The 10,769-nt window shown below is 70.2% G+C and carries 9 protein-coding genes, 2 tRNA genes and 1 pseudogene; 2 read left to right on the forward strand and 10 right to left on the reverse strand.

The genetic code is table 11. From position 1 onward, the window contains the following. Positions 1-93: 93 nt before the first annotated feature. The 4 genes from G6021_RS07920 to G6021_RS07935 form a co-directional block, all read right to left on the reverse strand. The gene (locus G6021_RS07920) at positions 94-603 is read right to left on the reverse strand and encodes a DUF3145 domain-containing protein (RefSeq protein ID WP_179524986.1); all 510 of its coding nucleotides are present in this window, start codon (positions 601-603) and stop codon (positions 94-96) included. 204 nt (positions 604-807) lie between these two features. Further along, the gene (locus G6021_RS07925) at positions 808-1,683 is read right to left on the reverse strand and encodes a serine hydrolase domain-containing protein (protein WP_182641012.1); all 876 of its coding nucleotides are present in this window, start codon (positions 1,681-1,683) and stop codon (positions 808-810) included. Positions 1,684-1,780: 97 nt separating this feature from the next. Further along, on the reverse strand, positions 1,781-3,361 hold the full coding sequence (locus G6021_RS07930) for a hypothetical protein (RefSeq protein ID WP_182641013.1): 1,581 nt from the start codon (positions 3,359-3,361) through the stop codon (positions 1,781-1,783). Next, a complete protein-coding gene (locus G6021_RS07935; protein ID WP_182641014.1) occupies positions 3,358-4,320 on the reverse strand; it encodes an ABC transporter ATP-binding protein in 963 nt (320 codons plus the stop codon). Before G6021_RS07935 ends, G6021_RS07930 begins: the two co-directional genes overlap by 4 nt. Before the next feature lie 59 nt (positions 4,321-4,379). Here G6021_RS07935 and G6021_RS07940 point away from each other — a divergent pair, with 59 nt between their 5' ends. After that, positions 4,380-5,504 carry an alpha/beta hydrolase gene (locus tag G6021_RS07940; protein WP_241736468.1) on the forward strand — a complete coding sequence of 375 codons (1,125 nt, stop codon included), beginning with the start codon at positions 4,380-4,382 and terminating at the stop codon, positions 5,502-5,504. Positions 5,505-5,555: 51 nt separating this feature from the next. On the opposite strand, the gene G6021_RS07945 is transcribed toward G6021_RS07940, so the two are convergent. The 3 genes from G6021_RS07945 to G6021_RS07955 form a co-directional block, all read right to left on the reverse strand. After that, positions 5,556-6,488, reverse strand: coding sequence for a permease (locus tag G6021_RS07945; protein ID WP_182641015.1), 933 nt, complete (start codon positions 6,486-6,488; stop codon positions 5,556-5,558). 87 nt (positions 6,489-6,575) lie between these two features. Continuing rightward, a tRNA-Ile gene (locus G6021_RS07950) sits at positions 6,576-6,649 on the reverse strand. Positions 6,650-6,703: 54 nt separating this feature from the next. Next, the gene (locus G6021_RS07955) at positions 6,704-8,089 is read right to left on the reverse strand and encodes a carboxylesterase family protein (RefSeq protein WP_182641016.1); all 1,386 of its coding nucleotides are present in this window, start codon (positions 8,087-8,089) and stop codon (positions 6,704-6,706) included. A 58-nt stretch (positions 8,090-8,147) separates the two neighbouring features. On the opposite strand from G6021_RS07955, the gene G6021_RS07960 reads away from it, so the two are divergent. Continuing rightward, positions 8,148-8,570, forward strand: coding sequence for a nuclear transport factor 2 family protein (locus G6021_RS07960; RefSeq protein ID WP_107748223.1), 423 nt, complete (start codon positions 8,148-8,150; stop codon positions 8,568-8,570). A gap of 51 nt (positions 8,571-8,621) precedes the next feature. Here G6021_RS07960 and G6021_RS07965 read toward each other — a convergent pair. The 3 genes and pseudogenes from G6021_RS07965 to G6021_RS17225 all read right to left on the reverse strand — a co-directional run. Continuing rightward, a tRNA-Asn gene (locus G6021_RS07965) sits at positions 8,622-8,694 on the reverse strand. 100 nt (positions 8,695-8,794) lie between these two features. Continuing rightward, positions 8,795-9,859, reverse strand: coding sequence for an Ig-like domain-containing protein (locus tag G6021_RS07970; RefSeq protein WP_182641017.1), 1,065 nt, complete (start codon positions 9,857-9,859; stop codon positions 8,795-8,797). A 163-nt stretch (positions 9,860-10,022) separates the two neighbouring features. After that, a pseudogene (locus G6021_RS17225) lies at positions 10,023-10,769 on the reverse strand (DNA primase); the annotation flags it as partial.

The raw sequence follows: 10,769 nt of genomic DNA on the forward strand, positions 1-10,769 counted from the left end.
CGAAAACGCCCGCACCCCGAGAGGGTGCGGGCGTTCGTCGGCGAGTCGTCGTGAGTCGGGGATCGCCGACCGGAACCGGCCTGTCGGCGCTCGTCAGCCGACGCGGGAGAGCCAGGTGACCTCGGCAGCGGCGGGATGCCCGCGGAGCGGCTCCAGCGCGCGGTCCCATGCGGTGCCGAGTTCGGCGTCCACCGAGGCGTGGAACGCGGCGGGGCCTGCGGCCATGAGGTGCCGGAGCCTGTTCTCCCCGATCACCACGTCCCCGCTCGCGCCCGTCTGGCCTCGCCACATCCCGAGTTCCGGGGTGTGCGAGAAGCGTTCGCCGTCGACGAGGTCACTCGGGTCCTCGGTGACCTCGAAGGCCAGCATCGACCACTTGGCCAGCGAATCGGCCAGGCGAGCACCGGTGCCGACCGGACCGATCCAGTCGACGATCGCCTTGCGGGCGCCCGGCTGGGCCGGCTGGTCCTCCCAACGCATGGCGGAGGACGCGTCGAGGGTGCTCGCCAGAGCCCACTCGACGTGAGGGCACAACGCGGTAGGCGCGGCATGGATGAACACCACGCCGGTCGTCGTATCCGCGAAATGGTTCAGATCAGACATCGCTTCACTCCCGACTCACTGAGGGACGTCTTCCCCAACGACCTCGCGATATCGTGTGAACGATGATTCGTATGTGGTTGTAGTGCACAACTGTGCCTCAAGTGAACGAACTACACCAGCGACACTTCTGCATTCTCAGCAAAGTTACAGCACCGTAATCCCGCCGGTGTGAGTCCCCGGCGGCGTGTCGGCGAGGAGGGTGCGTCAGCCCCCGAGGGAGTCCTCCGGGCGGCTGCGACGGGTTGCGGCGTCCACCACCCTGTCCGACAACTCCGGCCACAGCGGCTTGGCCCAGTCCCCGAAGTCGCGGTCGGTGAGCACGACCAGGGCCGTCTCGATCTCGGGCTGCACCCACAGCAACGTGCCCGACTGTCCGAAGTGCCCGAAGGTCCCGGGAGAATTGTGCTGGCCGGTCCAATGGGGATACTTGGCCTCCCGGAGCTCGAACCCCAGACCCCACGGACACGGCTTGTGCATGCCGTAACCGGGCACGACGCCGTCGAGGCCGCGGAACTGCTCGTTCACCGCCTCCTCCAGTGTCTCGGGCGCCAGGAGCCGCGGTGCCACGAGTTCGGTCGCGAAGGCGACCAGGTCGGCGAGGCTGGCCGAGGCACCGTGTCCGGCCGAGCCCTCGAGCACCGTCGATCCCATCCCGAGCGGCTGACACACGGCCTCGGTGAGGTAGTCGGGGAAGGCGATCCCCGTGGCGTCGGCGATGTGGTCCGCGAGCACCTCGAAGCCGGCCGAGGAGTAGATGCGTCGCTCCCCCGGCCCGGCGCGCACCTTCCCGCGATCACTGAAGTCCAGACCGGATGCGTGGGCCAACAGGTGGCGGACGGTCGAGCCCTCGGGCCCGGCGGCCTCGTCGAGGGAGATCGCCTCCTCCTCGACAGCGAGGAGCGCGGCCACGGCCACTATCGGTTTGGTCACCGAGGCGAGACGGTAGACGCGGTCCTCGTCGCCACGCACGGCCAGGAGCCCCTCCGGACCGACGACCGCTGCCGAGACGTTGTCCACCGGCCAGTCGTCGACGACCGCCAGAGCGGCGTCCAGCCTGTCTCGACCGAACTCGTCCGACATGGGTTCCTCCCGCGTGATGTCCGATCGGGCCGACGCCCGCCGGATCGCCTGTGGCTGCGTCGTCTACAGCTGTGTGGTCAGTGTGTCAGCTCCGCGGTCACGTCCGCGGCACGTCGCGCCGACGGAACCCGACCACCCCGGCGACCAGCAGGACGGCCGCCAGCACCAGCAGTACCGCCACCCCCGCCGTGTCGACCGGCCCGACGGGGGCCCGGCCCACCGCGCCGAACGGCGACAGACGCATCTGGGACTCGGTGAGTCTGAGGGTGGGGCCCATGAACGTGACGACGGCGGAGACCGCGAACAGCGCCCAGGCCAGTGCCTGCATGCGGGGCACCAGCCCGAACAGCGCAACCGACAGTCCGACGAACAGGAGCGCCGGGGGCACCTGCCAGGACCCGGCCGCGACGATCCGCCCCATCGAGTCCGGGTCGTCGAGGGCGATGGAGGTGGACAGCGCGAAGGCTGCGGAACCGGCCACCACGACCACCGCGGCACCCACGGCCACGACCGCGGTGTGCAGGGCCAGCCATGACCACCTGGACCGCCCGGCCGCGAGGTCGAGCTCCAGCCGCCCCGAGGTCTCCTCCCCCCGCAACCCCCCGAGTGTCTGCAGGGCGAAGCCCGCGCCGAGGATCCCGACGAACACCACGAGCATCTGCACGAGGGAATCGACGAGTGCCGGGGACTCGACCAGGAAGGCTGCGAGGGACGGGTTGGACATGATGGCCTCGACCACGACGTTCATCAGGGCGCCGTACATGGTCATGAGCGCCACGACGCCGATCGTCCAGCCGATGAGCGCTCCGAGGTGCTGGTGCACCGCCCCGCCGAGCTCGGACGCCCGCCACCTCGACGCCGTGGCCGACCCGGTGCGGGCCGGCACCAGCCCTGCCCCGACGTCGCGGCGACCGGAGAGCCACAGGGCGGCGGCGGACAACGCTCCGGCCGTCCCCACCGCCACGACGAGTGGGAGGGCGGTGGCGTCCCCGAACGGGCGGACCAACCCGTGCCATCCCAGGGGGGAGGTCCAGCTCACCCAGTTCTCGTTGGTGTCGCCGATCCCCCGCAGGACGAGCGTGAGTCCGGCCAGGGTCATTCCGGCCGCCCACACGGTGCGGTTGTGGGCCACCACCTGTGCGAGCACCGCCGTGGCCGCGGCGTACACCCACCCCGTGGCGACGATCGAGGCCGCGTAGAACGCCGCCCCGGTGCGATCGACCGGGATGGCGAGGGTCGACGCCCAGATTCCGGCGCCGAGGAGCAGGAAGACGCCGCCGACGACGACGAGAGCTGCCGTGACCGGGGCGAGCCGACCTGTCCGGGCGGACAACAGGAGTTCTGTCCTGCCGGTCTCCTCCTCCCGGCGGGTGGACCGGGCGGTCAGGGCGATCGCCATGACCGGGATCGCGAACGAGGCGATGAACGCGTACTCGTTCATCATGACCCCGCCCAGGGTGTCGAGCCCGGCCACGCGGCCGTTGAGCATCACCATGGCCTCGCCGAGGGACGCGGAGTAGGTGGCCAGCTTCTCCGGGGTGTCGTACAGCGCGGCGATCGAGACGCCGGTGAGCAGATACAGCGAGACCAGGCCGAGTACCCACGCGGCGGCGGACCGCCACCCCGTGCGCAGGGCGATCCGGACCAACAGGCCGGTGCCGGCGAAGGCGGAGTTCACCGTGACCCGCCGGATGTCGTGCCCGACTCTCCAGGCCCCTCCGCGGCCCCCGCGCCCGAGTAGGCGGTGAGGAAGAGGTCGTCCAGACTCGGCGGGGTGGCGGTGAGGGTGTGTATCCCGGCCGCGTGCAGGATCCCCGTCACCTCGGCGAGCCGCTCGGCGGGCACGTGGCAGCGGACGTCGAACCGCCCGTCACCGGAGCGCTCCATCCGCAGACCGTCTACCCCGACGATCGACTCCAGGGCACTCGGATCGGTGTCGGTGACGGCGTGGACCTCGGTGGTGGTGTGGCGGCGCAGGTCGCCCAGGGTGCCCGAGCTGATCGTGCGGCCGTCGCGGATGATGCTCACCCGATCGGCCAGCGCCTCGACTTCACCCATGATGTGGCTGGAGAGCAGCACGGTGGAACCACCGTCGACGGCCTCCCGCACGCACTCCTGGAACACCAGCTCCATGAGCGGATCCAACCCGGAGGTGGGCTCGTCCAGCACGAGCAGTTCGGCGCCGGACGCCAGGGCCGCGACGAGTGAGACCTTCTGCCGGTTTCCCTTGGAGTAGTCCCGGGTGCGTTTGGTGGGGTCCAGGCGGAAGCGGTCGATCAGCTCGTCACGGCGTGCCGGGTCCAGTCCGCCCAGTGCGCGCCCCAGGATGTCGATGCACTGTCCCCCGGTCAGACGCGGCCACAGCGTCACCTCCCCCGGTACGTACGCCAACCTGGCGTGCAGCTCGACAGCGTCCCGCCACGGGTCGCGCCCGAACAGGGTCACCCGTCCCGAATCGGACCGCATCAGGCCCAGGAGGATCCTGATGGTGGTGGACTTGCCCGAGCCGTTGGGGCCCAGGAAGCCGTGCACCTCGCCGCGTCGGACGTCCAGGTCCAGGCCGTCGAGGGCGCGGGTGGCGCCGAATGTCTTGACCAGGCCCTCGACGTGTACCACCAGGTCCGAATCTGAACGCATGACCAGTCCCTTCGTCGATTCCCCCCGATCATCCTCCCCATCCTCGGCACAATGTGGCAATGCGCTCACCGATGTCCGGACACAGGACTTTTCGCCCCTCGATCAAGGACCGCCTCACCAAGGCGGCGATGACCGCCTCGGGCTCTCTGCCCGGCCCGCTGATCCAGCTCGCCGGCGGCGCCCCCCGGCGGATCGACGGCCAGGTGCTGGACCCGCACTTCCAGGCGGGGGTCCGGGTGATGTCCCTGCTGTCGGAAGGCGAGTACGAGGACATACCGCTCGAACAGGCACGCCAGACCGTGGAGCGGTCCGCGTACACCGTGTCGGGCAACCGGATCGAGCTCGCCGTCGTCAAGGACCTGGTCCTCCCGCTCGCCGGTAGCGATGACACCGACGACGATCGCACCGGTGCCGAGACCGCCCGCGCCGACCTTCCCGCCCGCCTGTACTCCCCCGTCCACGGCGACGAACCGCTGCCGATGCTCGTGTTCTTCCACGGTGGCGGGTGGGTGCTCGGGAGCATCGACTCACACGACGCGACCTGCCGCTACATCGCCAGGATGGGCGGCCTCAAGGTCCTCAGCGTGGACTACCGGCTGGCCCCCGAGTTCCTCTTCCCCACGGCGGCCGAGGACGCCCTGGCCTCGTTCCGGTACGTGCGGGACAACGCCGAGTCGCTCGGGGTGGACCCGACGCGGATCGCGGTGGGCGGGGACAGCGCGGGCGGGAACCTGGCGGCGGTCGTGTGTCAGCAGACCCGGGACGCGGGAGAGAAGACCCCCGACTTCCAACTGCTCTTCGTCCCCGCCACCAACATGTCGGCGCGGACCCGCTCGTTCGAGTTGTTCGGCGAGGGGTTCTTCCTCACCGGCAAGAACATGGACTTCTACGAGAACACCTACCTGCGCTCCGACGCCGACCGTCTCGACCCGCGCGCCTCCCCGCTGCTGGCCGAGGACTTCTCCGGCCTGCCCCCGGCTCACGTCGCCACCGGCGGGTTCGACCCGCTGCGCGACGAGGGCGAGGCGTACGCGCGGAAGATGGCCGACGCCGGCGTCAAGGTCTCGCTCCGTCGGCACTCCACGATGGTCCACCCGTTCGTCAACGCCGTCGGCGCCACCCCGCTCGCCCGGGCCGCTCTGTCGGAGGCCGTGGGCGCCCTGCGGATGGGTCTGGCGTACTGACCCACCGTCGAGAGGCACCGTGCCCGGGGACTGCGTCGCGGCGACTCCGCCTCAGTGGGTGGCGCGCCGAGACCCCGGTCGCGGTGCCGCCCCGGATCGTCGATCTCGTCGCGCCGCTCGGTAGCCTTCGGCCGCGAGCAGGGTCAGGGCGAGGCCGAGTAGCCCGAATGTGAGGGTGTCGATCCCCCGGACCGTCTCTCCGAGCGCGAACGCCACAGCGACCAGCAGCACCGGCTCGAGGTATCCGAGTAGGCCGAACAGGGGAAGCGTGAGCAACTGCGACGCCGCCAGATACGCCGCCATGGCCGCCGCGCCGGCGACGCCGACCGAGACGAGCGCGAGCCTTCCGGCGACAGACGACGGATGCTGACCACCCGACACGATCAACCACACGCCGAGGGGGGTGAGCGCGGCGACCTCGAACCCGAACGCCATCGGTTTGTCCATGCCGACACGGCGGCGCACGACGAAGTAGATCGGGTACCCCGTGCAGATCACGAACGTCACCCAGGACAAGCTCGGGGACACCCCGATATTGACGGCGACGGCTGCGGCCGCGATTCCCACCGCCATCCACTGCCAGGTCGACACCTCCGACTTGAGAACGGCCCGGCTGCCGATCACCAGGGCCAGAGGTAGGAGCAGGAAACCGAGCGAGGCATCCAGAGCGTGGCCGTGAAGCGGGGCCCAGGAGAACAGCCAGAGCTGCATCCCGACCAGTACGCACAGCAGGCCGAACACGAGCGGAGACCACCACTCTCGTGTGAGGGTCGCCCAGGAGTCACGTACCATCACGCGGCCCGAGGGGAGGAGCATCACGAGGCTGTAGCAAGCGAAGGTCACGACGATCCGCCACCCGAAGACCACCTCAGCCGAGGCGTCGATTACTCCGGAGAGGTAGAAGATCCCGCCGAACAGGCCGGACGCCACGACAACTGCGGCGACCCCGCGCGCTGTATCCCCCAGGGCCCCCGTCCGGTCCATGGGAAGAAACCTATAGTCCCCCGGCGCGCTGCGGGGCTGGGCCCACCTGGTCTCGGCGTCCGACCAGGGAACGGGCGGCTCTCCCGGTGGGGCCAGCGGGGCTCGAACCCGCGACCAGCGGATTATGAGTCCGCGGCTCTAACCAACTGAGCTATAGCCCCCCGCACGCGCCGGGAACGTCACCGGCACGCGCGGCGCAATCGTAGCAAGGCCGCTCAGCGGACCTCCGGCCACCAGACCGCACGCACCGCCGAGAGTCCGTCGGCGACCTGCGCCGGCGGGTCGTCCCACGCCATCACCAGCCGATCAGGCGACTCGTAGGCGGGATGACCCGGGTCGCCGATGGTGACGAAGTCGACCCATGAGCCGTGCATCGCCTCGACCAGGTCGGTCGGCGCCGGGGCTCCGAGATAGCGCTCCACGTTCTCCCCGTCCGGAACCGACCAGAAGAAGGGCAGGTCGGCGCAGTGCCGGGGCCCGTTTCCTCCGGTCCAGCAGAAGTCGTACACCCACGTCGGGTCTCCGGCGGCCACCCTGGTCTCGGCGGCCCGGGCCACCGTGGAGTGGATCGCGGCCGCGTCGATCACCGCGCCCACGCTGCGCCGGAGCGACCGTCCGTTCGACTGCCGGGCCAATGCCCGGAGCCCCTGCCTGGGGAGTTGCTGGGACAACGCCATGAACGCGGCCCCCGGCACCAGCGCCGGGCCCGGGAGCTTGTCCGAGACGGCCTCGAACTCCGTCGCGGTGGAGCCGATGAGCAGCGGTACGCCCGTACCTGGACCACCGGCGACCGCCTCCAGGGGAGGGATCGGGACGGTCTCGCCACCGACCACCGGCCGGAACGGAAGCGTGAACTGATTCTCGCGACGGAGGCGCCGATGGAACTCGTCGACCGCGCCGCGCCCCCCGGCCGCCAACCCCTCGGCCGTCACGCCCTTGGGCGGATGGGTCGCCGGGGCACGCAACACCGCAGGAGACGCGGCGATCGCTCCGTGGAACAGCCCGGCCGCCGGGGGCGAGCCCAGCAGACACAGCACCGCTCCCCCGCCGGCCGACTGCCCGGCGACCGTCACCCGGCCGGGGTCCCCGCCGAACACGGCGATCTCGTCCCGGACCCACTCGAGCGCCGCGATCCAGTCCAGCAGTCCACGATTGTCCGGGGCGTCGGGGAACGGGGTGAAGCCCTCGACCCCGAGGCGGTAGCCCACCGAGACCACGACGATCCCCCGGCGGGCGAAGGTCGAACCGTCGAACCACGGTTGATGGGACGACCCCGATTCCCACCCGCCCCCGTGGATCCACACCATCACCGGGTGCTCGCCACCCTCCGCCGGCGCCCACACGTCCACGTGCAGGATGTCGCCTCCCGCGACGATCGGCTCCGGGATCGCCGGGTCCGGGTCGAATCGCAGTCGCTGGGCCGTGGCGGCGGGCCGCGTCGCATCACGGACCCCCTGCCACGGCTCCCGGCGAACCGGAGCGGCGAAGCGCAGGTCACCGACCGGGTCCTCGGCGTAGGGGATCCCGTAGAAGCGGACGACGTCACCCAGGTCGGTTCCGTGGACGCGGCCGGTGGACAGGGCGACCTCGGGGCGAGTCATGCGGCCAGATTAGCGACGACAGCTGAGATCTCCCGGCGATCCCTGCTACCAAGAGAGGATGACGAGTGACAGGGATCAGATCCTCGAACGCCTGGCCGACGTGGCCACGGCACTGGACACGCGAGACTGGGACGGGCTCGGCGCGCTGTTCACCGAGTCCGCGACCGGGTACGGGGCCTCCGGTCGGGAGGCGATCGTCGCGATTGTCCGGCAGCACCTCGGTGGCTGCGGTCCGTCCCAGCACCTGTTGGGAAACCACCGGGTGCAGCTGGCGCTCGACGGAAACGAGGACCGGGCGCGGAGTCTGACGTACGCGCGGGTGCTTCACCTCGGGGCCGGAGACCAGTCCGGGCTGACCTACGAGTGCTTCGGTGAGTACTCGGACCTGTGGTCCCGGACGGCGGAGGGCTGGCGGATCGCCTCAAGGAGGTTCCACATCACCTTCGACCGCGGCGACTTCCGGACACTCCAACCCGGCTGACGTCAAATGCAGACCAGGCCAGAGGATTGCTCCTCTGGCCTGGTGGTTCTGCTCCCCCATCTGGACTCGAACCAGAAACCCTTCGATTAACAGTCGAATGCTCTGCCAATTGAGCTATGGGGGATTGCCGTCGGCAACCGACGAGCACGTCGGACACCGAGAACTCACCTTAGTGCGACGGCAGCCGCCGGACCAAATCGGCAGGTCAGAGCCCTACCCGAGGGCTAGCTTGCAGACCCTGGAGCTCCGCAGATCGATCCGGGAGAACCGGTGGAGGCCGATCCCGTGGAGCTGAGGGACCCTGTACCGAGGGACGCTGCACCGAGGGAACCTGTGCCGAGGGAACCGGCCGCGTCCCCTCCACACAGGACGCCGAGCGAACCCTGGCTGAGTGATCCGGTGCCCGGTTCCTCATCCCGGACGGCGATCGTCTTCGGACCGGCCGTCGACGATGCGTACGGGGTGTCCGAGGAGTCGTCCACGACGGTGGCCGGAGTGAACGCTGCGGTGATGACGAAGTCGCCGACCTCGGAGAAGGCATACGGCAGCGTGGCAATCCCGTCGATGACGTCGACCGGGGCCCCGATGATTTCTCCGTCAGCGGAGAACTGGACCGTTCCGGCGGCCGCTGCGGGTTCGACCTGCACGGTGAGATCGACGGGCGTTCCCGTGACCGCAGTCGGCGGCGTGGCGAGCGTCGAGATCGTCTCGGCCTGGCACCCGGACACCTCGGTCTCGAGCAACGCGAACCGACCCGTGGCGGAATCGAATCCCTTGTCCGCGGACTGGGGACCGACGACCACCTGGTAAGAGACGGTGTGCGTGTCGGACGCCCGGTTGGGCAGATGTGGCTGGTCCAGAAGACTCACCGTTCTGGTGGTGGTGATCGGGTCCCGGTCGGTGACGTAGGGGGCAGTTCCCGGGGCGAAGACCGGGGAGCTGGGAGCCGAGTTCTGCACCCCCTGCCGCCCGACGACCCGCGTGATGTCGTACGCCACGCTGTCGAGGGAGAACCTGGCCCTGACGGGCACACCGGTCAGGCTCCACACACCTGGCACGCCCGCCAGCGACGCCGGATCCTCCCCGTCCACCGCGAAGTCGACGACGTAGTACCCGTTCGTCTCGTTGATGATCGTGAAGTGGACCCGGCACTGGTCATCCCCGGATGCGCTGAACCGCACCGGGCCCTGGTCCCAGCCCTCCGCGGACGCCGCCGGGGGCACTACGAGGCAGATGCCGAAGGCCGCGATCGCGGCGGGAAGAGTGAATCGACGTGACGTTGTGCTCATTGCGAACTCTCTGGGGTCGTGCGACTCCCGCGCGGCCGGAATCGGACAACCGATCAGCGGCGGGCTGCGAACGACAATATCAGCACATTTTTACTTTTCTCAACCATGAGGGCTCCGGGGCGGTGGGCCACCCGGATTGTGTTTTGCCCGAATTCTCTCTGGGTCAGGCGATGTCGGGTGTGGCGCCCACGGCCTGCTCGAGCAAACCGCGCCGGTATTCCTCCAGCGCCACGAGGTCACCGAACAGTGCCGAGTACCCCTCCGGGTCCGCCGCCGGACTCATCCGTTGCACCTTGGACTTGAGGTCGGCGATCTGGCCGGACACCCATACCTCCTGTAGCCGGGCGAGCACACCGGAGACGTAGCGGGGCAGCGCGTCCTCGGCCACCCGGAGGGTCTCGACCGCCATGAGACCCACCAGCCGCTGCAACCCGTCGTCCTCGAGACCCGTGGACACCTCGGACACCCAGTTCGCGCCACTCTTGCCGGAGGCGCACCCCCCGGCCGCGGACAGCGCATCAGCGATCCGGGCGTAGGCGGGATGGGTGTAGCACTCACCCGGGAGCGAGTCGAAGAGCGGACCCGCCAGGCCCGGGTACTGGAGAGCGGCCTTGAGGGCCTCACGCTGCGGCCAGAGCGCCGGGTCGGCGGCCGAGGGAAGCGGGAGCCCGGTCGGTACAGCGGGGACCTGGTGCCCGCCGCGGTCGTCCGCCTCGTCGTCGTTCCTCCTCGGGCCACGCTCGGCACGGTCCCACTGGGGGCGGGGTCCTCCCCCGGGTCCACCCGGGCCGCGACCGCGGGGGCCGGGACCCGCCGACCGGGCGCGCCCCCTCTTACGGGCCTCCTCCCGTACGCGGCGGAGCACCGTCGCGGGATCGTCCCACCCCACCCAGCCGGCCAACTGGCGGGA

The sequence above is a fragment of the Dietzia sp. CW19 genome (assembly GCF_014145265.1).
In the GTDB taxonomy this organism is placed as follows: Bacteria; Actinomycetota; Actinomycetes; order Mycobacteriales; family Mycobacteriaceae; genus Dietzia; species Dietzia natronolimnaea.